The sequence below is a fragment of the Streptomyces polyasparticus genome, from assembly GCF_014493765.1.
Lineage (GTDB): Bacteria > Actinomycetota > Actinomycetes > Streptomycetales > Streptomycetaceae > Streptomyces > Streptomyces polyasparticus.
Genome location: NZ_JACTVJ010000007.1, coordinates 521,130 through 542,420, shown reverse-complemented (window position 1 = coordinate 542,420; position 21,291 = coordinate 521,130). Strand labels below are relative to the sequence as shown.

General features: G+C 68.0%; 23 protein-coding genes. 14 read left to right on the top strand and 9 right to left on the bottom strand.

The genetic code is table 11. The features are described from left to right. Positions 1–325 precede the first annotated feature (325 nt). The 9 genes from H9Y04_RS18080 to H9Y04_RS18040 all read left to right on the top strand — a co-directional run bounded on the left by H9Y04_RS18080 (position 326) and on the right by H9Y04_RS18040 (position 8,960). Positions 326–1,696: a helix-turn-helix domain-containing protein gene (locus tag H9Y04_RS18080; protein ID WP_187814898.1), complete on the top strand. Its 1,371-nt coding sequence runs from the start codon at positions 326–328 to the stop codon at positions 1,694–1,696. A gap of 61 nt (positions 1,697–1,757) precedes the next feature. Continuing rightward, on the top strand, positions 1,758–2,348 hold the full coding sequence (locus H9Y04_RS18075) for a 2'-5' RNA ligase family protein (RefSeq protein WP_236070953.1): 591 nt from the start codon (positions 1,758–1,760) through the stop codon (positions 2,346–2,348). Positions 2,349–2,489: 141 nt separating this feature from the next. Further along, positions 2,490–3,767, top strand: coding sequence for a methionine adenosyltransferase (locus H9Y04_RS18070; RefSeq protein WP_236070952.1), 1,278 nt, complete (start codon positions 2,490–2,492; stop codon positions 3,765–3,767). Beyond that, entirely contained in the window at positions 3,767–4,696 is a 930-nt protein-coding gene (locus H9Y04_RS18065; RefSeq protein ID WP_187814896.1) for a phosphotransferase, read from the top strand. Before H9Y04_RS18070 ends, H9Y04_RS18065 begins: the two co-directional genes overlap by 1 nt. Then, positions 4,693–5,403 carry a histidine phosphatase family protein gene (locus tag H9Y04_RS18060; protein ID WP_187814895.1) on the top strand — a complete coding sequence of 237 codons (711 nt, stop codon included), beginning with the start codon at positions 4,693–4,695 and terminating at the stop codon, positions 5,401–5,403. Before H9Y04_RS18065 ends, H9Y04_RS18060 begins: the two co-directional genes overlap by 4 nt. After that, positions 5,396–6,691, top strand: coding sequence for a serine--tRNA ligase (gene serS / locus H9Y04_RS18055; protein ID WP_187814894.1), 1,296 nt, complete (start codon positions 5,396–5,398; stop codon positions 6,689–6,691). The genes H9Y04_RS18060 and serS overlap by 8 nt, the downstream gene beginning before the upstream one ends. After that, on the top strand, positions 6,692–7,708 hold the full coding sequence (locus tag H9Y04_RS18050) for a glycosyltransferase family protein (protein WP_187814893.1): 1,017 nt from the start codon (positions 6,692–6,694) through the stop codon (positions 7,706–7,708). Continuing rightward, positions 7,708–8,775: a hypothetical protein gene (locus H9Y04_RS18045; protein WP_187814892.1), complete on the top strand. Its 1,068-nt coding sequence runs from the start codon at positions 7,708–7,710 to the stop codon at positions 8,773–8,775. Before H9Y04_RS18050 ends, H9Y04_RS18045 begins: the two co-directional genes overlap by 1 nt. After that, the gene (locus tag H9Y04_RS18040; RefSeq protein ID WP_187814891.1) at positions 8,766–8,960 is read left to right on the top strand and encodes a hypothetical protein; all 195 of its coding nucleotides are present in this window, start codon (positions 8,766–8,768) and stop codon (positions 8,958–8,960) included. Before H9Y04_RS18045 ends, H9Y04_RS18040 begins: the two co-directional genes overlap by 10 nt. A 27-nt stretch (positions 8,961–8,987) precedes the next feature. On the opposite strand, the gene H9Y04_RS18035 is transcribed toward H9Y04_RS18040, so the two are convergent. From H9Y04_RS18035 to H9Y04_RS18025, 3 genes are all read right to left on the bottom strand, one after another. Further along, a complete protein-coding gene (locus tag H9Y04_RS18035; RefSeq protein ID WP_214661303.1) occupies positions 8,988–9,689 on the bottom strand; it encodes an HNH endonuclease in 702 nt (233 codons plus the stop codon). Positions 9,690–9,883: 194 nt separating this feature from the next. Continuing rightward, entirely contained in the window at positions 9,884–10,249 is a 366-nt protein-coding gene (locus tag H9Y04_RS18030) for a hypothetical protein (RefSeq protein WP_308801019.1), read from the bottom strand. 93 nt (positions 10,250–10,342) lie between these two features. Continuing rightward, positions 10,343–10,933, bottom strand: coding sequence for a hypothetical protein (locus H9Y04_RS18025; protein WP_214661302.1), 591 nt, complete (start codon positions 10,931–10,933; stop codon positions 10,343–10,345). Positions 10,934–11,203: 270 nt separating this feature from the next. On the opposite strand from H9Y04_RS18025, the gene H9Y04_RS18020 reads away from it, so the two are divergent. From H9Y04_RS18020 to H9Y04_RS18000, 5 genes are all read left to right on the top strand, one after another. Further along, a complete protein-coding gene (locus tag H9Y04_RS18020; protein ID WP_236071035.1) occupies positions 11,204–11,953 on the top strand; it encodes an SPDY domain-containing protein in 750 nt (249 codons plus the stop codon). An 87-nt stretch (positions 11,954–12,040) separates the two neighbouring features. Next, complete coding sequence (locus H9Y04_RS18015; protein ID WP_187814890.1) at positions 12,041–12,481, top strand: hypothetical protein; 441 nt, start codon at positions 12,041–12,043, stop codon at positions 12,479–12,481. Between the two features lie 98 nt (positions 12,482–12,579). Further along, the gene (locus H9Y04_RS18010; protein ID WP_187814889.1) at positions 12,580–13,263 is read left to right on the top strand and encodes a hypothetical protein; all 684 of its coding nucleotides are present in this window, start codon (positions 12,580–12,582) and stop codon (positions 13,261–13,263) included. Positions 13,264–13,699: 436 nt separating this feature from the next. Further along, complete coding sequence (locus H9Y04_RS18005; protein WP_308801018.1) at positions 13,700–14,308, top strand: restriction endonuclease; 609 nt, start codon at positions 13,700–13,702, stop codon at positions 14,306–14,308. Positions 14,309–14,329: 21 nt separating this feature from the next. After that, positions 14,330–14,545 (top strand): hypothetical protein, encoded by a 216-nt coding sequence (locus H9Y04_RS18000; protein WP_187814887.1) that lies wholly within the window; start codon positions 14,330–14,332, stop codon positions 14,543–14,545. 113 nt (positions 14,546–14,658) lie between these two features. Here H9Y04_RS18000 and H9Y04_RS17995 read toward each other — a convergent pair whose 3' ends face one another. The 6 genes from H9Y04_RS17995 to H9Y04_RS17970 form a co-directional block, all read right to left on the bottom strand. Further along, a complete protein-coding gene (locus tag H9Y04_RS17995; protein WP_236070951.1) occupies positions 14,659–15,000 on the bottom strand; it encodes a hypothetical protein in 342 nt (113 codons plus the stop codon). 146 nt (positions 15,001–15,146) lie between these two features. After that, positions 15,147–15,521, bottom strand: a complete 375-nt coding sequence (locus tag H9Y04_RS17990) for a hypothetical protein (RefSeq protein ID WP_187814886.1) — start codon at positions 15,519–15,521, stop codon at positions 15,147–15,149. A 116-nt stretch (positions 15,522–15,637) separates the two neighbouring features. Then, the gene (locus H9Y04_RS17985) at positions 15,638–17,353 is read right to left on the bottom strand and encodes a relaxase/mobilization nuclease domain-containing protein (protein WP_187814885.1); all 1,716 of its coding nucleotides are present in this window, start codon (positions 17,351–17,353) and stop codon (positions 15,638–15,640) included. Continuing rightward, complete coding sequence (locus H9Y04_RS17980) at positions 17,350–17,868, bottom strand: plasmid mobilization protein (protein WP_308801017.1); 519 nt, start codon at positions 17,866–17,868, stop codon at positions 17,350–17,352. Before H9Y04_RS17980 ends, H9Y04_RS17985 begins: the two co-directional genes overlap by 4 nt. Positions 17,869–18,100: 232 nt before the next feature. Continuing rightward, complete coding sequence (locus H9Y04_RS17975) at positions 18,101–19,345, bottom strand: hypothetical protein (protein WP_308801016.1); 1,245 nt, start codon at positions 19,343–19,345, stop codon at positions 18,101–18,103. 315 nt (positions 19,346–19,660) lie between these two features. Beyond that, entirely contained in the window at positions 19,661–21,247 is a 1,587-nt protein-coding gene (locus tag H9Y04_RS17970; protein ID WP_187814882.1) for a DnaB-like helicase N-terminal domain-containing protein, read from the bottom strand. Positions 21,248–21,291 lie beyond the last annotated feature (44 nt).

Below are 21,291 nucleotides of genomic sequence, written 5' to 3'. Positions count from 1 at the left end.
CAGGCCAAACCCTCAGGGCAGTGCACCGCACGGCCTCAGAGGAATGCACATGGCACTGTCCAGGCAACCTGATCGCGCCATGCGCCGCGTGCAGCATCCTGGCGGTATGGCCTGGGGCACATCGGGAGTGGTTGACTCCATCTATGTCGCAAGGGGGCCCAGGGAGGCGACGATGTCGGCTGATCAGGTACGCCGGTGCGCGCGCTGCGCATGCCCACTCAGCAGATACAACTCCGATTCGGTGTGCTCAGCTTGCTCCCGCACACAAGCACCCCTTGCTTCGCCGCCCAGCCGGCTGCCGGACTCCGTATGGCAAGACGAGACCGTGCGCTCAGCCCTGGCGGGATGGGACTTCGGTGCGTTGTTCTCCCGAGTGCGGGAGCTCACCGGCCTACGTCAGCAGGATCTAGGTGAGCTGACCGGACTGACGCAGAGCACGCTGTCCATGCTCGAGTCCGGTGCCCGGCGCCTGCGCCACATCGACACGATCATGCCGGTGCTCGAACGCCTTGAGGTCCCGACCGAGGTGCTGCCGATGCTTCTGTCCCGCAGCAATGCGCGGGCAGAAACGCGCCCCCCGCAGATCTCCATGCCGGTCAAGCCACTTGTGGAGTACGAGTGGGAAAGCCCACTCGCCATCGCCGAGCGGCTGAACGCCACCACCTCCTCCAACGTCGACGACACGACGCTCAGCCTCCTGGAACACGAGGTCGACGACATCGTCGGCAGCTACGAGGCGGCGGGTCCGCATCGTTCAGCACCGCGCGCCAACCGCCTGCGAGGCTTCGTGCAGGAGCGGCTCGACGGGCGGCAGTTACCGCAGCAGCGTCGGGCACTGTTCCGGCTGGCGGCGCAAGCCTCGGGGTTGCTGGGCTACATGGCAGTCAACGCGGGCCGTGAGGCGCTGGCGGAGGCGTACTGCACGGAGACGTATGAGCTCGCGCGAGAGATCGGTGACCAGGAGCTGATGATGTGGGCGCTGGGGACCCGGTCGCTGGGTGCCTATTACACGGGCCGTTTTGAGCAAGCTGCGCGATGGGCCGAGGCGGGGATCTCGGTGAATCCCCGCGATCCGCAGGCCATTCGACTCCTGGTGAACGGGGCGGCGCGGGCGCTGGGAAAGCAGGGAAACGCGCAGGGTGCGCGTCGGGCGATCGGCAAGGCCCTGGAACTGACCGGGCGTGTGACGGTGCCGTCGGGGCTGACCTCATGCATCGCATTCGCCCCGTACAGCATGGCCCGCACCCTCGCGAATGCGGCCACCGCGCACGTCTCGCTCGGGGATACCGGGGAGGTGCTTGCGTATGCCGAGCAGATCTCCCCGCTGGTCGAGGAGTCGGATTCGGCGTGGACTCAGACACTCGTGAGCCTGGATGTCGCTACCGCTCTGCTCAGCGACCCACAGCCCGATGTTGAGCAGGCCATGGCTGTAGGGCGTCGTGCCCTGGACGTGCGGAACGGGCCGCCTATTCGTTCCGTGGTGCAGAGGGCCGGCGAGCTTGAGACGCAGGTCTCGCGCTGGCGCAACCACCCGGCCGTGCGCGATTACCGGGAGGTCCTGAGTGTGTGGCGGGCGGAACCGTTGGCCCGCGAGGTAGCCGCGTCTGCCAGGATGACTCGCCTGACCGAGAGCGGAGGAGCCGAGGGTGCAGGCCGTGACAGATCCCCACGCATTTCCCCCCGCCCTCCCGCCTGACCTTGATGATCCCGCTGTGATCGCGGCACATGACTGGGCTGCGTTCGCCGAGGTGGCATCCATGAACAACCACTGGGAGCGCCCTGGTTGGAGCGCCACCACTCGCGCGTACTACTGGATGCTCACGTTCAAGCACGCCACCGCGCTGATCGACCAGGCCCGCCACTGCCAGGAGACCGTGAGGGATCTGCGGTTCGATGCCATTGCCGAGGACGGTCTGCACCTGACCATGGGCCGCGTCGGCCTCACGACTGACATCACTAACGAGAGGCTGGACCGCCTGGTGGAGTCTGCGGGCTCCCGCCAGCTCAACGCGTTCACGGCGCAAGCGCTGCCGTTGACCGCGTCGCGGGGCGCGATCCGCTACAGCGTCGCGCCCTGGACACCGCTGCTCGACCTGCACGCCTCACTGTCGGAGGCTTGCACGCAGGCCGGAGTCGCGCTGGGCAAGCCGACCTCGTCGTTGCGCCCGCATATCGGCATCGCGTACTGCAACCGCGCCATGGACGCCCAACCCGTCCGGAACGCGATCCTCCCGCTGCGCCGGCTACCTCCCGTCCATGTCGAGATCGACCGCGTGGAGCTGGTCGAACTACGACGCGAGGATGCCGCCTACCGGTGGCGCACCGTGCACCAACTCCCGCTTGCCTGAACCTCTTTCGGCGGCGGCGACTGCTCGTATCACCGCCGTGATATCACCTCGGTTATGTGACCCCCTCCGTGATCGGCGGCACGCTCCTTCCCGTAACAGCCACCGCGGCCCGCATACAGACCGGGTCGTACGGCGTACGAAATGCCCGCTTACGGAATGGAGTTCGCCATGCCCCGTACGAGCACGTCCTCCGGCAACAGCCACCTGGTGATCGAGACCGGCACCGGCCGGCCCGACGCGACCACGATCGTGGAGCGCAAGGGCCTCGGCCACCCCGACACCCTCGCCGACCACCTGGCCGAGCGCTTGTCTCGGGCCTACAGCCGGTACACGGTGCGGCACTTCGGCGCCGTCCTGCACCACAACTTCGACAAGCTCGCACTGCTCGGCGGCGCGAGCGAGGTCCGCTACGGCGGCGGGGCCATGACCGCTCCCGTCCGAGTGCTGGTCAACGGCAGGGCAGCGTCCGGCTGCGGTGGGGAGCGCATCCCGGTCACCGAGATCGTCGAGGCCGAGGTCCGGGCGTTCTTCGCCGAGCGGCTCCCCGAGATCAACGACCACCTCGACATCGTCTTCAACATCACCAGCAACTCCAGCCCCGGCGCCGTGCTCACCGGCGACGGTGTTCCCGACCGCACCCGCTGGTTCAACCCGCGCTCGATCGAGGACCTGCGCGAGCGGCGGATCCGGCTTTCCAACGACACGTCATTGGGTACGGGTTGGGCTCCGGAGAACCCCTTCGAGTCGTTCGTACGGGAGCTCGTGGACCATTTCTCCGGCGACAGCGACTTCACCCGCGCACACTGCTGGTGCGGCTCCGACGTCAAGCTCATGGGGTACTGGGACGGCGAGCAGGCCGACGTCGTACTGTGCGTTCCGCAGAAGTCCCGCTACGTCGCCAGCCGAGCCGAGTACGTACGCAACACCGAGAGCGTGCTCGCCGAGTGCCACCGCATGGCCGTACTCCGGCTGCCCGGTGCCAAGGTCAGTTTCCGGCTCAACGCCCGTGATGTGCCGGAGAAGGACGAGCTGTACCTCACCTACACCGGCAGCTCGATCGAGTCCGGCGACGAGGGAGTCGTCGGCCGCGGCAACCGCGTCAACGGCCTCATCACGCCGCTGCGCCCGATGAACCTGGAGGGCGCCAACGGCAAGAACCCCGTGTACCACGTCGGCAAGCTCTACAACATTGCCGCCCAGCGCCTCGCGGCCCGGCTGCACGAGGAAACCGGCGAGCACGCCGAGGTCCACCTGGTCTCCACGACCGGCCAGCGCCTGGATCAACCGTGGCGGATCCTCGTGCGCCTCGCGTCCGAAGATGTCGAGGTCGACAAGGTGCAGGCCCTGGTCACCGAGACCCTGGACACCTTCCCCGCCTTGACCGACGAGCTCGTCTCGGACGGGATGGTGCTCAGTTGATGGCTGCCTCGCCCCTTGGCTGCGTACTGCCGGGAGCACGCGAACGGCTGTTGGCCCACTACGGGCCGTCGGCCAGCGAGTGGCTCGATGCCGCTCCGTCTCTGCTGGCGACGGTCGCCGAGCGGTGGAAGCTAGCGCTGCGGAGTTATCACGACGCGGGCCACTCGTCGGTCGTCGCCGTGGCCCTCGACCGCCAGGACACCCCTGTCCTGCTGAAAGCCTGGTTTGATCCGACGCGCTACCGCGACGAGATCACGGCGCTTGGGGTGTGGGCCGGCGGCCCGACGGCGGACGTCATTGAGACCGCCGACGACCTCTCGATCGCCGCGATGGAGCTGGTGGGTGGCCGGCCGGGAGGAACGGCCAGACCTGAACGCGAGGTCCAGATGGTCGCCGCCGTGATCCACGGCCTGCACACCGTCGGCCGGAAGCAGGCTCGCACGATGCTGCCCCGACTGGACGACTTCCTCCAGCGCACGATGCTGCCGCGCATCGTCGACCGGACGGTGAAGCTCGACCTCGGGACACGAGGTTGGCTCGTACGCGAGGCGCTGCCGGAAGCCCACGCGCTCAGACCCTCGTCAGCCCGCACGACGGTGCTCCATGCCGACCTGTACCGAGAGAACGTGATCTTCGATCAGCGAGGGCTGGCCCGGCTCATCGATCCGCACCCCATGGTGGGCGACGCGGCGTACGACTGGGCGTTCTGGACCGTTCATTACGACCTGGGGCAGGCGACGTTCCAGCGGATGGCGATCGCCTCCCGGATCTCGGGTATCTCAGTCCCGGAGCTCTCGGCCTGGTGCCGCGCCATCGCCTTGGACGGACTCCTCTACTACACGGAGATCGGCGACCCGGCCGAGGAGAGCGCCGCGGAGGTCCTGGCAACGTTGATGGCGGTCGGTGCGGAGGGTGCGGGGTCACGATGACCACGTACATCCTGCGCCACGGCGAGACGCACAGCAGCCCTCAGTACCTGGTGAACGGAGACCCGACCCGACCCATCCCGCTCAGCAAGGAGGGCCTGGCCTCGTGCGGTCTCGCGTGGCACCTGCTCCCACTGCGGCAGGTGTCCACCTGGCTGTGCAGCGAGTTCCCCCGCGCTCACCAGACCGCCTCGCGGCTGATGGGAGTCCCCGAACCGGATCCGGTGATCGTCCCGCAGCTGAATGAGCTGGATTACGGCGACTTCGAGGGCGGTCCCTTCCTGGAGTACGCGGCCTGGCTGACGGAGCATGGAGGGTGGCGCCGGCCTCCGCGCGCACGCGAGTCCCAGCGCGAGGGCATCCGCCGCATGCTTACTGGACTACGAGCCACCGTCGAGCATCCCAGTCCGCGAGTGATCGTGTGCCACGGGCTGCTGGTGTCCGTCCTGCTGTGGCACCGCGAACGGTCCGCGGACGAGCCGATGCCGCTGTTCTTCCCGGAGGCGCCCTACGTACAGCCGCTCACCTTCACCGACGAGGAGCTGCTGAGCTGCGCAAAGCACCTGCTCGCCGACCTCGACGCGGAACAGGACGACGGTGCGCGTTCACACACCGCCCTGGGAAAACCTCGTAAGGATCATGAAGCGGAAGTTGCTACCTTCGATCGGGTAAATCACCCGCACGCACAGAGGGAACTCCCTGATGCATGATGCTCGCGTTCTGATCGACATGGGCGAGGACACTGTCCGCCGCCTGGCCCGCCGTGGCTACTCGCTGGACCTCTCCTCTCTGGAGTCCCTCCAGTCCCGTCGGAACAAGAGCATCCAGTCCGCTGACGAGCTGCGCTCCGAGTCCAAGCGCATCGCGGCCGAGGTCCAGCAGACCGCGAAGGCCGGCGGAGACATCGCCACCCTCAAGGAGACCGCGCGCAAGCTCAAGGAACAGATCCGCGAGACCGAGGCCGAGCAGGAGAAGATCCAGCAGGAGCTGACCGAGCTGCTGCTCACCATCCCCAACCTGCCCGCCGACGAGGCCCCCGACGGGGACTCCGAGGAGTTCGCCGTCGAGCAGCGCAAGGTCGGCACCCCGCCGGCCTTCTCCTTCACCCCCAAGGACCACGTCGACCTCGGCGAGGGCATGGGCATCCTCGACTTCGGCCGCGCCACCAAGCTGTCCGGCCCGCGCTTCAGCGTCCTGCGCGGCGCCGGCGCCGCGCTCGAGCGGGCGCTCGCGTCCCTCTTCCTCGACCTGCACACCCGCCGCCATGGCTACGTCGAGCACGCGGTGCCGTTCCTGGTCAGCCGCAAGACGATGACCGGCACCGGGCAGCTGCCCAAGTTCGAGGAAGACCTGTTCAAGACGGGCGTCGCGGACCGGGACCTGTTCCTGATCCCCACCGCCGAGGTGCCGCTCACCAACCTGTACGCGGACGAGATCATCCCGCCCGCCGAACTCCCGCTCGCGCTGACCGCGCACACGCCGTGCTTCCGCTCGGAGGCCGGCTCGTACGGACGGGACACCCGCGGCCTGATTCGCCAGCACCAGTTCTCCAAGGTCGAGATGGTGCGCATCTGTGCCGCCGACCAGGCCCGTACGGAGATGGAGAAGATGGTCGGCCACGCCGAGGCGTGCCTGAAGGAACTCGATCTCGCCTACCGCGTGGTCACCCTCGCGGCCGGCGACACCGGCTTCTCCGCCCAGCTCACCTACGACCTGGAGGTCTGGCTGCCGAGCCAGTCCACGTACCGCGAGATCTCCTCAGTCTCCGACTTCGGCACCTTCCAGGGCCGCCGCGCGAGCATCCGCACCCGCGACGAGAACGGCAAGCCCACCCCGGCCGCCACGGTCAACGGCTCCGGCCTGCCCATCGGCCGCACCCTCGCGGCCGTCCTAGAGCAGCACCAGCAGGCCGACGGCTCGGTCCTGCTGCCCGAATCCCTCGTGAAGTACCTCGGCTTCCGCCGGATCAAGGCGGACGGAGCACCCTCGGAGGACTAGATGCTCGTCGGCGTCTGCGACTTCCCCGGCACGTACACATTCCCCCCGGCCGGATACGGCGGGATCGAACGGTGGCTCTGGGCAGTCGCCCAAGGAGCCCGCACCGCAGGTGCCGACGTCCACCTCATCGGGCCGGGCTGGCTTAGGGACCTCGAAGACCAATGGGTCCGTAAGCCGGTCCGCCTGGAGGACATCACCCCAGGCTCCCTCGCCGAGCGTGAGCTGAAGGACGCCGGTTACGACCTCCTCGTGGTCGGCCACGAATACCCCTCGCGCCCGGAGTGGGTCAGGACGTGGCGTGAGCTGGACTGCGACGTCGCCACTTTCCAGCACAACCCGTCGTTCCAGCACACCCCCGATGCCTTCGACGGCGGACGATCTCGCCTCTATTGCTACTCGCCGGAGATGGTCGAGCGATACGCCAAGCACCGCCCAGTTGCTGAGCTTGCTGTTCATCTGGGGCTCGATGAAGCGGAGCCCCCGGCCTTGAAGGGCCGGGACCTTGTATGGCTCGGGCGAATAGATGAGGACAAGGCACCCCACCTCGCGGTCCGCGCGGCGCAAATCCTCGGTCGGCGCATACGGCTGGTCGGCCCGGTCTTCGACAAGGAGTACGTGCGCCGCCACGAGCGGATCTTCTCGTCGGACCACGTCGAGTGGGTGGGGGAGCTGGGCGGAGCGGCCAAGACCGCCGCCGTCGCAGAGGGCGCGGCCTTCGTCTACACCTACGCCCGGACCTACGTGGAGGCCGGCGCCGCAGTCTTCGGCGAATCCTTACGCGCCGGGACCCCCATCGCCGCCCTGACCTGGCGAGACGGCACCTGTGCGCAGGCGGCGCTCTGCGACCGTACGGGAGCCTTCGTCATCGCCGATCCGTCGGTCGACGACGAGAGCGCGGCGCGAGCGCTCGCGGAGGCCATCGAGAAGGCGGCGGTGCTGGACCCCGGTGAGGTACAGCAGGTCGGCTTCAACCGCTTCGACCCCGTACGCCACTTCACGGCGCTGGCGGCGCTCTGATGGAGAGCCACTCGTACGCCTACCAAGCAGTCGCCGCGTTACGCCAAATTCTCGGACCCCAGTGGGAGTTCGCGACGAGCAGCGGCGGGAACCGCGACTTCCAGATACAGCACCGCGACCACGGCACCCCCTACAGACCGCCGCGCTCGACGCTCTCCTGGAGCACGCTGCTGGATGGCCTCAGCACGGCCTTCGCGGCCCGAGGCGTCATGCGCGACGAATGCCTGCCACTGCGCTGGGGCCGCGAAACAGAGCTGACGATCTCCGCCGTGCAGGCCCTCGACCCACTCCTCAAGGATGGTCGCGCCGCCACCTACCGCCAGGGCTTCCTTCCGCAGCCGGTGGTCCGCTTCACGGGAGACCGCGACGAGCACGGAAACCTGCGCGATGGTTTCCTGACCTCCTTCGTCAATGTCTCCCGCGTCCAGCCCATCGCCAGCTTCACCGAATACGCAGAGGCTCTCGACGACTGGCTCTCTGTCCTATCTCAACTCGGCTTCCACGCCCGGCACATGCAGATAGACGGGCGCATCGAAGTCTGGCGCCGCAGACAAGTCGCAGGCGTGACGCTGAGGTTCAACCACCTGGACCTCACCATCGGCGATCTCGTCTTGCTGTGGAACATCGAGAACCCTGACCGCATGGCCCTGGACCTTGGCACAGGACTCGAACGACTCGCCTGGGCCCGTACGCGGCAGGACTGGAAGGAGCTGATCTTTGCCTCGTTTGCCGACGCCGCACCAGTTGCCGTCCTGGATGCCATCCGAACGGCAACACTCCTGCTAGGTAGCGGCATCATGCCCTCGGCGAGGGGCGCGGGCAGCGTGTCCCGGCGAGTGATCGCGACCATCCCGCACACCCTCGTACGACTCGGGACCAGCACCATCCTCAGAGCGTTCCACCGCTACTGGGCGGCCACCGTCCGGCTTCCGGTGCCGTGGCCGGAAGTGTGCAACGCAATCGAGCAGGAAGTGGCTACTCGATTAGATCAGTCGGTTCCTCAGCGCCGTGTGCCCCGAGACCTTGTGGTGTCGATCAGGAAGGAGGCCGACAGCCAATGGAGGTGAGCTTCTCAGCGGTACTACTTCTCGGAGTGGTCCTGGTCGTGCTGATCCGCGGGAAGTCATTGAAGCCCGGTCCAGGCGTCGTCGCTGTGCTCTTCGGGTTCTTCCTGGCGAGTACGGGCGCCGCCGATGACATCAATCGGTTCGTAGCGAGTGTGACGGGCATGATCGGTGGGCTCAACTTCTGAGGCTGTTGCGCTGCTGTGTCCGCGCCTCTAACCAGCGCCACCCTCACCCCCGTCCTTCCTAGCACGGAGGTATTCCCTGACAAGCCGACCGAGTACGTCACCTTGGTGGGCGCGTTCGTTGAAGACGGCTCGTTGGAAGGCGTCGTACTCCTCCCGCTCTAGAAACGCCACCATGTCCCGGGCCTGCGGGTGGAAGTCATCGCCGCAGCAGATCAAGCGGCTACAGAAGGCCCGCGATGTCCTGAGTTGCGGAGTGCGCCATGGATGGTGCGGGTACCCTCGTAGCTCCTTCTTGCAGCGCGCGAGGATTTCGAAGAGTTCGGCGCGATTCCGATGCCGTTCCCGCCCGTAGTGGAGCCTGAACCACTCACGGCGGTCCATGTCCGCTATCTCACGCTGGACACGCGCAACGCGTCTCGTGATGCCGACGTAGACCTCGGGCCGCATTGCCCGTGTCGCAAACCCTGCCTTCGGATACCTGTGGTGCAGGTCAAGGTTCGCTACCCAGAGTTTTGCGCTACGCCCCTTTTTCCAGCGGTTGCAATCATCGCAGGCCGGAACAAAGTTCCACCAGATGTCCGCCCCGTTATCAGCAATGGGCTCCTCATGGTCGATGGTCGTGGCGGACGAACGGCCGCAGTAGGTACACAGGCCCCTTTGTGCCGTCAGAACCATGAGCCATTGCCAGGTCTTCTGCTTGCCCCGTTCTCCGCGACGGATTATGTCCACGGTGCCCCTCCTCCATCAGTCGCGAGGATCGTAGGGGCCGGCTCTGACATCAGCGTCAACCCTGAGGTCATGCCCCATATCAGCCTGCACATGCGCCAGTTGTCCGCTGTGGTGTGGCTGTGGCCGCGAACCCAATCGCGCGGTGACAGCGTCGGCAGGAAGCCCAGCCCGAGGACCTCGTGGTCACACGCGTCCTACAGATGGTCGAGGGGTTCGGCGGCGTACGTACCGTCGCCGATCGGGGCATCGGTCAGCTCGAAACGTTGGGACAGACTGCCGATCCGGCGAGTGATGACGCTGCCGGGGGCCAGAGTGGTCTCGTAGTACAGAGGGCTGCCGTCGGCGCCGGTGGTGCCCAGCAGGCTGAAACGACGCAGCACACGGGCAGGCGTCAGGGTGGTCCGGCGGCGCCGATAGAGCCAGCCGACTGTGGCGACGATACCGGTGACGACCAGGCCGACTGCAGTCGGGATCAGGAACTTATCGAAGAGCGCGAACACGGCGGCATCACTCAGGCCGACTGCGGTCGGGATCAGGAACTTATCGAAGGGCGTGTACACGGCGGCGTCACTCCTGCTAGGCGGGTAGGGCCCGCCGCTGCGACGGGCCGCGCCGACCTTGGGACAGGCAGGGGTTAGCCGCGCAACCCCCGCTCAACTTGCTCCTCGGTGCGGGAGGTTGGCTGCAGCCGGTGGATCGTCGTAAAGCACCCTCGGTACGTCAGCGTCTGCCGCCCAGCTTGAATGCACGGCCAACGCGGAGGGTGCCTCCTCGTCCCAAGTGGGCCGGGGTGTGGTGGTGTCGTAGTGGGCGAGGGCGGCACGGAAGGCGGGTAGATGCTCACCGGACATCTCGTAGGCCGATGCCTGCCGCCATCCGTCCCGCGGGCCGCCGCCGTAGATCACGGTGAGCGGCGCCTCAGTTCCTTCAGGCCACCAACCGTGCTTGACACCGCGCTTGAGGGCATAGGCCAGGGCCACTGTGGGGCCGCGCAGTCCGCCCGGGAATACCTCACGCAGCACGGCGGCCTCCCGATGGCCGTCGGAATCTACGACCAGGCGCACGAACAGGCGGGCGTCCTCATTGAGCGTGTTCAGGAAGAGCATCGCCCTGTCGACGTCCCATGCGGTGTCGACAGAGATGGCCAGTTCGTCTCGGTGCTCGGCGAGCAGGTCGAGCAGCTTGCGCTCAAACTCCTCGCTCGCGCCCTCAATGGTGATCCGCACGACAACCCTCTGCAGCACTCTATGGAGTCTCTATCGACTGCTATAGGTAGCGTTGCGGACTGGGGCGGGGTTGTCTACGGCTACGACACAGCGGTCTTTCGATCGCCGGTTCTTTGCGGGTGGGGGTGTGCCGATCTCGGCAGGCCCCGGTTCGATAGCGCCACGAGCGGTTCGATGCAACGGACGCCAGTTCGCCTACGGCAGACGGGAAACAGCCCTGGATGACTGGATCACTGCGGCAGCGCATGTCAACGTACAACGCCCTGCTCCAAGTTGGCGTTGAACTACCTGGAGGTGCACCTGCCCTCGCGTTATCCCGACCGACCCATCCACCCCAACTCTCCGGGCCCGGTCTACTGGGTAACCCCGCGTCATCTGGCCGGCAACGACGGCGCTCTTGCCGAACGAGTCGGCGACACATTGGCCCAGCTGGATTGGCGCATGTGGCCGACCGCGCGTGACACCCTGCTGTACGTCAGCCCGGACGGACTGTGTGGGGCTGAGTGGATTCTTGCTTCCTACCCGTTCGAGCTGGGCGACCTGCCTGTGGCATGGCAGGTGAGTGCGCGGTCGCACACGGACTCGGCGATGGTCGGGTGGAATGCCTACTTCACGGCCGACGTGCCGCATGAGGTGCTGGCGGACTTCCTCCTCGCGCTCGATGCCCGTGCGGAGCCCGCTGAAGGATTCGACGGGCCGGATGTGGTGCTCGAGGAGCTGTGCTCCCGGGGCTGGTTCCGTGACGCGGACCGCCCCCGTAGCGCGGCCTTCGATCCCGGCTTCTCCGCCGGCATCTCTCTGGAGCTGACGCCGCCGCTCGTCCGGGACGCCGATCCCCATCCGGTCCAGGTGGGCTGGCAAGCCTGGGCACAGCCTGGGCTCGATGAGCCGTACCTGTGGTGCGCGAGTTTCTCCGCCAGCGTCCCGCACGACTTGGTCGCGGTGTTCGCTTCGTCGCTGGCCTCGCCGTCTCCCGTGCCGCGTCGCAGGGTGCCCGCGAGCACGGAGGACCGGCTGAGCGTGATCCGCCGTAGCTGACACCTCGGCGTCGCGTATTGCTGATTCGGCCTTGGCGCCGGCCTCCTGGCGCCCGTTGCCCTTGTCAGACGAGAGAGTGGAGATGGCATGTTCCGACGCAACCGAGCGGACCGAGAGTTCCGTGAAGCCCAGCGTGCCGGCCAGGCGCTGCTGGCCATGCACACCGAGTGGCCCGAGGCTCCCGCCCCGGTTGCTGCGCCGGCCCCGGCCGTGCCGACCGACACCACGGTGGTGCCCGACTTTTTGCCGCCGGAGTTCCGGGCACCGTGCCGCCAGGACGTGTCGGGCTTCATGATGCGCTGGGACCTGCCGCTCGTCATCGACTGCGAAGTCCACGCCTGCCATTGCGGTGCGTACCGGAACTGGATCATCTTCAACATGCGCGACGACTCGGTGTGGCTGCGCTGCGAGGCCGGCCACGAGACGGAGGAGACCCGGCTGGACACCGCCTGGTACAACCGCAACTCCGGTCCGGTCGACCGCTTCCACCCCACCCTCCAAGACGGCCTGCGCCACCTCGGCCACTGAAAGCGCGAAACCCCTTCCCCCTATCCCTGCGTTCGTCGGCACCCGGGGGGCCGACCCGGTCAGACCATCCGTCTCGCATCTCCAAAGGGGTTTCACGTATGCGCCGTTTCACCATGACCGCCGTCGGCCTCAGCAGCATCTGCATCACCCTCGCCCTGACCGGCTGCACCAGCCATGCCGACCCGGCCAACTCCTCCGCCATTGCACACCGGGGCGCCAGCTCACCCACGGCGTCTGTATCGCTGTCGTCGACTCAGCTGAACCAGCGGCTGCTCAACGAGAGTGACCTGGGCGAGGGCTACACCCGCAAGCCCGAGCCCACTCGCCGCAACGACGACGTGACCGTCATCGGCTGCCCGGCACTGGAGAAGCTCGGCGGTGACACGGCCACCGGCTCCGGTCTCGACTTCGTCCACAAGGCGAAGGCATCCTTCACCTACACCGGCAGCACCTCCGAGGTGAACGAGGAGCTGTACAGCGACAGCCCGGCGAAGCTCTCCGCGGGCATCGGGAAGGTCTTCGACGCGATGCTCTCCTGCCCCTCGTACCAGGTCGCCTCGGGGAGCACGGTCGTCGATATGGGCACCGAGGAGTCGGCCGCGCCCGACATCGGCGACGAGCAGTGGAGCCAGCTGCTCACCTTCTCCGCCGGCGGGCAGCGCAGCGTCGTCAAACAGACAGCGATCCGCACCCGCAACATCCTGGTCATCGTCTCCGGCGCACCGAGCCTCGTGGATGCCCACCTGCCGATGGCCGTCGATAAAGCGCACCAGGCCAGCTGACGCGACGGTTTCGCTCGCACCCCGGACTTCGCTGCAGAGCGGCGAATTGGCGGAAGGTAATCGGGGCTGAATGTAAACGTGCAGGTCGTCAGGGCGGCAACGTGGCGACGGGCGAATGCAATTGACCGAAAACCCATTGCCATCAGTGATCGATCCCCTACTCCCTGTCAGTGCCGCGTGCTGTCATACCTCCTGCGTGGGATGCCAATGCACGTGACAGGGAGGGGAATTTCCTCATGGGGATACCGGTGACGGCGATCATCGCGGGCTGTGGTCGCCGTAGCGGCGGGTATGGAAGCGGAGGGCGTGCCGCCGCGGAGAGCGCCTCGTGCCGGATCGAGGCGCTTCGGTGAGCCGGCGTCGTCCCGTTCGCCGTTCGGCTCGACGCCGGGCAACACGGCGTACCCGCAAGCAGGACCAGGCGCTGGCCGTTGGAGTGGCCGCAGTCATCACAACCAGCCTGGTCGCCACCGCGGTGCAGTGGCTGCTCGCGCACTGGTGGGTGATGGTCATGGTGGGCGTGCTCGCCGCCGGTGCGGGCGGGCTGTGGTCGCAGCAGGTGCGGCAGCGGACGGAGTGGGCGCGTGTACGAGCGCAGGCGCTGCGGATGCGTATCGCCGAGATCGACGCTCTGGATCACCGCGCGTTCGAGTTCGCGGTAAGGGACTTGATGCGCCGCGACGGCTGCCAGGCGGAGCGCATCGGAGGTGCCGGCGACGACGCCTGTGATGTCCGCGCCGTTGATCCGGCGGGTCGGGTGTGGGCGATCCAGTGCAAGCACAAGCGCGACGGCGAGCGCGGCTCGGCCGTCGGCGTCGGGGTACTTCAGCAGGTCAACGGCACGGCATGGCAGGTGCACGGCGCTGACGTCGCGGTCGTCCTGACCAACGGCCGCTTCTCCTCCAAGGCAATTCCCTGGGGCTGGCAGCACCGTATCCATCTGGTGAACCGACGCCTGCTCAGCGAGTGGGCAGCGGGCTCCAGCCCCTTGTGGGACCTGCTCGACCGGATTCCGCCGCCACGCCGACCGACCGCATTGTCCTGATCTGCTGGGGGAGTTGGTTCGATGATCCTGACGTTCAATCTGGCGGTCCTGCTCGCCGTCATCATCTACTTCCGTATCCGCCGTCGCGTGCAGGCGCGGAGCCGCTCAGACCAGTGGATGACCGTGGCGATCGTGATGGTCTTCGGCCTCCTGATCGCTCCGACCGACTTCGGCCAAGGGGTCCTGGATGTGGTCGGCCAGCTGGCGCAGGGCGTCTCGCAGGCCGACGGACCGTAGGTCGGTGCTGCGCCGGCGATAGGGCGCGGAAAGGGGGCGGCGGGCCGGGAGTCATTCCGGCCCGCCGCCCCCTCGTCGTCTCCGGAGGTGGAGAGTGCTGCCGCCTTCGCCTGTCAGAAGGCGTATGGCGTGAACGGGCGGATCGGTTCGTCCACGGCGGCGAGCAGGCGGTTGAACTCCGCCACTTCATCCTTGGTCATGAGCGTGACGGCATTTCCGAGGGTCTTCTCGCGCAGCTGGTCCCAGAACGGGGCCAGGAAGCTGTTCAGGGCGTCGGGGGCGTCGGCCTTCGTCTGCACGTACGCGCGGTAGCGAATCAGTTGCTCCTCTACTTCCTCCAACTCAACGAGGGTGGTGGTGAAGACGACGTCCTGCTCCTCGCGGCTGAAGGGGCGTCCGTCGCGGTGGGACCAGGTACCGGTGTCCATCCGCTTCTTGAAGTCCGCGTCACACAACAGGGTGACGATCTTGGGGCAGGGTTCGGCGGTGGGAATGAAAGTTCTCCTTATGGGGTGTTTCTGCGACTGGGGCGTGCGTGGGGCGACGGGCGGTAGAGGCGCGGTGACGGGTGCGGCAGGCTGCCGGTAGCTGCGTCACGGGTTCAGTCCTCGTCGAGCGTGCGCAGGGTGCAGTGAAGGGCGGACAGGCGCTCGACCTCAGCCCAGTCCTCGTCGGTGATGAGGTCGAGGACCGCGTCCACGGAGTCGTCAGGTGCGTGGACCGCGTACTTCATGAAGCGGTCGATATTGGCTTTCGCAGCCCTGTGGCTGTTGCCCAGCCCTTCGTACACGCCGGGCAACCGGTACTCGACCGCGATGGATATCTCGCCGGGGGTGGCATCGGCGACCAGGTCGTACTCGGCGTCGGTGAACACACGGCCGTCAAGGTGATGGAGTTGCTGCGGCCCAGCGGGGTGCGTGGTGTCCACGTCGGCGAGGAGCGCGATAACACGGGGGCGTAGTGCGGTAGAGGACATGCAGGGACGTTCCTTCCGGAGGTCGGGGTTAGGGCCCAAATACTCCGGAGAATCCCCGGTTTCGGTAACCGGGGATCGTCGGCTATATTCCGCGCACTTCGACGAGGGATCCGTGTTCACCGCGACCGGCCGGCGGGGGGCGACTTGGGCGGGTAGGTGACGGGTGTCCCTGTTGCTGCCTGAGGAGTGCGGCGTATGCGCCCGGCGGCTTGGGCGGCCCGTGCGTCGGGGCCCGGAGCGTGCCGCTCGCCCAGGCGCTGAATCCGCCAGACGAGGACCTCGGATGCGGACTTTGCGTCGCCCAAGGAACGCTGCTGCGCTGCCTGTTGGAGAACTTCGGCCGGGGCGTGGCCCGCGGCTTCGGCGATGGCTAGAGCGGCCGTGAGTGCCGGCCAGGCACTCTCGTTGAGGATGCGTTCGGCGTGCGTGGGCAGGACCTCTCGCAGTGCGCGGGTGTACTGACGGACAGCGCCGTCGGACGGCCGAGACACGGCGAGGTGAGCCAACGCCGAGGGGGCGACCTGTTCGTACGCGGCTTGGAGATGCACCAGTGCCTCGCGGGCAGCGGCCACCTGCCGGTCGTGGTGACGCAGCGCGCTGCGGCGCTGGGTGGCGAGGACGACGAGGACGGCGACGTCCAGGAGCATCGCCAGTCCGGAGGCGTTTGCGGGCTGGTAGCGCATGCCCTTCAGCGCGCCGCGTAGAGCGCGGGCGTGCTGGTCGTCGACGCGGGCCCGGGTGTGGGCGGCGTGCTCAAAGGCGAGCGCGGCCCGGTGAAGTTCGGCCTTGAGGTTGGTAGGGGCGTGTGCCGGCAGGGCGTAGAGAAGTTCCCCGAAGACCGTTAGGTGAGCCTGGGCGACGTAGTCGTCGGCGTGCTCGAGATGGTGGGGTATACGTTCTGCGGCCGCGGTGGCCTGGTGCCACGGGCTGGGGCGCTGTGCGGCCGGCGAGGCTTCCGGGGCCGCGGGCGCTTCGACGGCGGCCAGGCGCCGCCTGATCTGGGGTAGGGACAGGTCGGTGGCGAGTTTGGAGCCGGAGTACCAGATCGGCCTCCCGTCCGTGGTGTCGTCGGGCAGGGCGACCTTGTAGCCCTGGAGGTCACCGGACGGCAGGGAGCGGGTCTCGACCTGGAGGCCGGCGTCGGAGAGCAGGTTGAAGAAGTCATCCAGGTCGTGGGCGTGGGAGAGTGCGGCGCGGACGGTGTGTCGCAGTCGTTCGCGCGCCGTCTTGTCGTAGCCGAGGCGCTTGGCCTTCTCCTGCTCGGCGCGAGTGGGCCGCTTTGCGGCTGGGGTGCCAGCAGCGACCTCGGGGCCGCGCGGGACCTGCGTGAGGCCGAAGTCCTTCTCGATCGAGGTGAGTTCGGTCATGGCGCGGTGGTAGTCGTTCCAGTTCCGCGCCGGACGCAGGTCGCCGCGGACTTTGGTGGCGACGATGTGGATGTGGTCGTCCGCGTGCCGCACAGCGACCCATCGGCAGCTGTCCGGATCGTCGTCGGGTGCGATGCCCGTGGCGTTCAGGATCCGGCGGGCGATCGTTGCCCACTCGGCGTCGGTGAGGATGCGGTCCTCGGGGGCGGCGCGCACCGAGCAGTGCCACACGTGCCCCTCGGGTGCCTTGGCGCCGGCCTGCACGACCCGTAGATCCAGCGCCTTGGTGAGCTGGCCGAGTCGCTCCCTGTGGCCAGGACTGTCCCACGGGCCGGGGTCGGGTACGAAGTCGTCCCAGGAGCCGACGATGTGCTGGTCGGTGTGCTCGTTCGCCTGACCCTTGTCGAAGAGGTAGGCGAGCACGCCGTAGGTGTTGTTGCCCGGCTTCACAATGTTCGCGATCACGCCTGGCTGCCCGCCTTCTGCCCGGCTGCCCGGAACGCGGCCTCGTCGATCGCCCGGACCGTGTCGTCGGCTGTGGCGAGCAACCCGTCCGCCCGCAGGAGGATCGCGCCGTCCACAGGGTGTGGATCACCGCCCGCATTCAAGCGGCGGGCAATCTGGTTGACGTTGTTGCCGATCCGGGCGATCTGCGCCCGCATCGCGGCGAGCTCGTCGATGGCGTCGTCGTACACCGTGCGCTCGGCAGCGACCGTGATCTCACCGCGGACGCGGGCCATCGTGGCATCCGCGATGTAGCGGGCCATCGTCACGCGCTCGCTATCCGCCGCCGATTGGACGTCATGCTTCTCGTGCGGGGCGAAGCGCACGGTGACGTTCTTGGCGCGTTGCGTATCGAGATTCGCACGACGATGCGGCGTGCGCTGCTTGGCCCCAGCGACAGGGGTGGTCGGCAGCTTGCCGGCGCTCACCCGCTCCTGCTCCGGCGCGCCCTCGTGCCGGAGCAGCTCCTCCGTCACCCCTGGGGCGGAGGTGTCCGCGATGGACCGACCTGTGGACGGTCCATCGCTATTGCTTGCTCCCGCTGGGGCAGGCGGTATTTCACCAGCATCTGCTGGTGCGTTGAGGTCGTGGAGCCGTGGGTTGTGCATGGTGAGGTTCCTTGGGTCTCGGGGTTCTGCGGTGGATTCAGGCGGCGCGCGGTCGCACATAGACCTCGGCGGTGCGGACAACGACCGGGCGGCTCAGCGATCAGTGGGGGTGGTCTGTACGGGCGGCGTCCTGGCGCTCGGCCTTGACGGCGTTGACGACGCTCTGGGCCACGTCGGTGCCGACCTGATGGTCGTCGGCGCGAACGGCCGCCTTGAGGGAGTCACGCGAGAGGCGCCCCGTCTCGCGGAAGATGCGTTCCGCGTACGCGATGAGGTCGTCCCGCGAGAGGTCGGGCTTGGGACCCGGGCGCTTCGGGCCCGAGTCCGTGCCCGGATCTGCCTCCGCGGGCATGCCCGTATCCGGCTCTGCGCCGGCGCCCTGCGGAAGTTCAGGGCCCATGGGCGATCCCAGTCGGGCAGTCGATCCCGGACGCTCTGCCCGGCGTACGACTTCACTGCCCGCATCCCGCAAGGCAGTTGGGCGCGCAGGAACCGCCCGCTTCGCAGCGGCAGCACGAGACTGAGGGATTCGGGCACCCGGCGTCTCCCACCGGTCGGGCAGTGGGAGCGAGGCGAGCCGAGTCGCCTGCTGACGGGTGCCGAGCTTGCGCAGCAACAGCCCGTCCTGGACAGGATCGCTATCGACACCGGCTTGCTCCAGTGCTTCGTGGAGGTGCCGAGCCGCGCGCCGGCCACTCCTCCCGGCGCGCTTCTTCTCGGGCATCGCCTCGATCCGGAGGATCAACGTGACCGCCCGGCTCAGGGCTCGCTCCCGGATCAGCCGCGCGGCATCCGCGTCTTGGTCCGCGATTCCGAGGCGGGCCAGCAGGCGCTCACGTGCCTGCCGCGCGAGGATCGCCACGAGGCTGCGGGACGCCGCCTGCGAGTCGTGACGGCGGAGTTCGATGCCCATGGCCAGGTGCCAGAGCATCGCGGCCATGAACGGACCGATCAGCGCGCGAACCGTGCCACCGACGGGGCCTGACTCGGCGTACGCCGGGATGATCTGCGCACCGGTGATCACCCACACCAGCACGCCGGGAAGCCCGGGAGCCTGCATTGGGCTCTTCAGGTTCTGGCGTGCCATCAAGGCCAGTGCGAACAGGGCGAACTCGGCCGTCGCGAACATGAAGGCCCGCTCCACGGTGCTGCCCATGTCCAGGTAGTCGCCGGCGAACCGCCAGCTGGTGTCCGCGGTGTAGGCGGTACAGCCGACCGCGGCCGCAGCAGCCACCCGCACGGCAACGATCGTGCGGCGCCGGTTGGCGCCGTCAGCTTGGCGCCGTTGTTGCCGGATCATCCACCCGGCAACAACGGCGAGGGCGATGAGTAGTACGAGCAGCACGGCCGTGGTCGTCGGGGAGGTGGCCCAACCAGGGAGAAGCGATTCGGTGCTACCCGGGACAGCTATCAGTGCGAGGGGCATGCAGGGGTCTCCAGTGATCAGTGATGAGGACGGTGGCGGTCGCGGAGTGGCGCTTACGCGGCCCCCTCTCCAAGGAGGGGGCCGCGCGTAGGCGCTGGGGCGCGGATGCGCCGTACGACCGGGCGTAGGCGTTTGACCTGCGGCTTCGCGCGACTCGTACGCCGTGGAGGCGGTACGTAGGCGCTCTCGGCGAACCGGAGCGCCTACGGGAGCGCGTACGCGGAGCCGAGAAGGTCAGGAGACGGCGGTGAGTTGGCGAGTGGCGGCCGTCCAGCGAGTTGCCTGGCCGCCGCCGGCCCCGCCCCCGGCGCCGTTCTCCTGCACCGCATGGCCGCTCTTGGCGAGGGCCTCCAGGCGTCGTCTGGCCTTCGCCAGGTCGGCCGGCCTGGGGTTGGCCTCTCCGGTGATCTGCGTGGCGAGTTGGCGGGCGGTGAGCCCGTGGCTGCCCGCCTGACGCAGCAGGGTGAGCGGGTCGAGGCTGGTGTCGACGCGCGACATACCGCGGGCGTGGTCGTGCAGGACGGGCAGCGGACCGATCTCGTCGTCGATGGTCTTGAGGTGATGCAGCTGCACCACGGGGTCGCCCGCCGCTCCGCTCAGGAAGAGGACGCTGCCGGCGCCCGCGGTGAACCACGCCGACCCGTACACCTGGTCCAGGACCGGGCGCTGGTTGCGCGAGACGTCCGGGCCCTGCTTGCGCTGGTGGTGCAGCTCCAGCAGCTCGACGCCGTTACGCAGCAGCTGCTGGCGGGCGTTGTTGTACGCGAGTCCCGCCTCGTCGTCGGTGAGCTTGCCGACCACGTCCTTCAGGCTGTCGATCACGACAGTGTCCGCGCTGTGCTCGGCGGCCAGCTCGGCGAGGAGCTGGGGTTCGTTGTTGAGCGAGGCGGGCAGCGGGCCGCCCCAGAACACCAGGCGCTGCCGCAGGATGTCGCGGTCTTCCTTGTGCACGATCCGGTGGAAGGCGCGGGCGAGCTGGCTCGGCCGGTCCGCGGCGATGTAGAGGACCTTCTCGCCTTCCTGGACGGGCATGTCCAGGACCTGGGCGTACAAGCCGAGCCGGGCCATGACGATCTGCTGCGCGATCGTCGACTTCCCCACCCCGGGCGGACCGACCAACATCAGGCTCTCCCCCGACGCCCAGGCCGCTCTGCCCGGCGTGCCCCACACCGGCGCGGTGCTGGTGGGGGCGTCGTTCACGAAGGACCAGCCGTCCTTGGCGTACTGGTGAAGCCGTCCTCCCGAGCTGTGCCGGGCTCGGTCGGATGCTTCGCTCAGCGAGGCCGTCAGGAAGCCACGAACCTGCGCGGGGTCGGCTCCTGGCGCGGTGGCGCCCTGCAGCACACGGATCGCCGTGGCCTGAAGGGCCCGGAGATCGGCGTGGTGGCGCACGATGTCGGCGTAGTACTCGGCGCCACTGCCGGCCGCGGCGACGCCGACCAGTGTGTGCAGATACGCGGGGCCGCCGATACGGGTCAGGTCACCCGTGGACCGCAGTTGATGGGTCAGCGCGATGGGATCGGTGGGAGCGTTCTGCTTCCGCAGCTCCAGCAACGCGTGCCAGATCGTGGTGTGCGCCGGCTGATAGAAGTCCCCCGGCTCCAGGATCTGACGGACGCCGTCGATGACCGCGCTCTGGAACATGCAGGCACCAAGCACCGCCTGCTCGGCCTCCCGGTCGTGCGACGGCGTGGACGGGACAGTCCAACCGAGCTCGTCCGAGGCGTCGGGCTGCGGGGATGCGACGTGGGCAGGCGGGAACGTACCCTGGGGCACAGAACTCCTCACTTGATGCCGTTCAGGGCTGGCAGGCTCTGGCATCAGGCAGATCGTTTACGGGCGGTCATCCGGGAGTCGTCCGGCCC

What these genes read in the sequence shown, in the direction of transcription:
- H9Y04_RS18075 (WP_236070953.1), top strand. Translation starts at nt 1,758, where the DNA reads ATGAACAACCACTGGGAGCGCCCTGGTTGGAGCGCCACCACTCGCGCG.
- H9Y04_RS18070 (WP_236070952.1), top strand. Translation starts at nt 2,490, where the DNA reads ATGCCCGCTTACGGAATGGAGTTCGCCATGCCCCGTACGAGCACGTCC.
- H9Y04_RS18065 (WP_187814896.1), top strand. Translation starts at nt 3,767, where the DNA reads ATGGCTGCCTCGCCCCTTGGCTGCGTACTGCCGGGAGCACGCGAACGG.
- H9Y04_RS18060 (WP_187814895.1), top strand. Translation starts at nt 4,693, where the DNA reads ATGACCACGTACATCCTGCGCCACGGCGAGACGCACAGCAGCCCTCAG.
- serS (WP_187814894.1), top strand. Translation starts at nt 5,396, where the DNA reads ATGCATGATGCTCGCGTTCTGATCGACATGGGCGAGGACACTGTCCGC.
- H9Y04_RS18050 (WP_187814893.1), top strand. Translation starts at nt 6,692, where the DNA reads ATGCTCGTCGGCGTCTGCGACTTCCCCGGCACGTACACATTCCCCCCG.
- H9Y04_RS18045 (WP_187814892.1), top strand. Translation starts at nt 7,708, where the DNA reads ATGGAGAGCCACTCGTACGCCTACCAAGCAGTCGCCGCGTTACGCCAA.
- H9Y04_RS18040 (WP_187814891.1), top strand. Translation starts at nt 8,766, where the DNA reads ATGGAGGTGAGCTTCTCAGCGGTACTACTTCTCGGAGTGGTCCTGGTC.
- H9Y04_RS18015 (WP_187814890.1), top strand. Translation starts at nt 12,041, where the DNA reads ATGTTCCGACGCAACCGAGCGGACCGAGAGTTCCGTGAAGCCCAGCGT.
- H9Y04_RS18010 (WP_187814889.1), top strand. Translation starts at nt 12,580, where the DNA reads ATGCGCCGTTTCACCATGACCGCCGTCGGCCTCAGCAGCATCTGCATC.
- H9Y04_RS18000 (WP_187814887.1), top strand. Translation starts at nt 14,330, where the DNA reads ATGATCCTGACGTTCAATCTGGCGGTCCTGCTCGCCGTCATCATCTAC.
- H9Y04_RS17990 (WP_187814886.1), bottom strand. Translation starts at nt 15,521, where the DNA reads ATGTCCTCTACCGCACTACGCCCCCGTGTTATCGCGCTCCTCGCCGAC.
- H9Y04_RS17970 (WP_187814882.1), bottom strand. Translation starts at nt 21,247, where the DNA reads ATGCCAGAGCCTGCCAGCCCTGAACGGCATCAAGTGAGGAGTTCTGTG.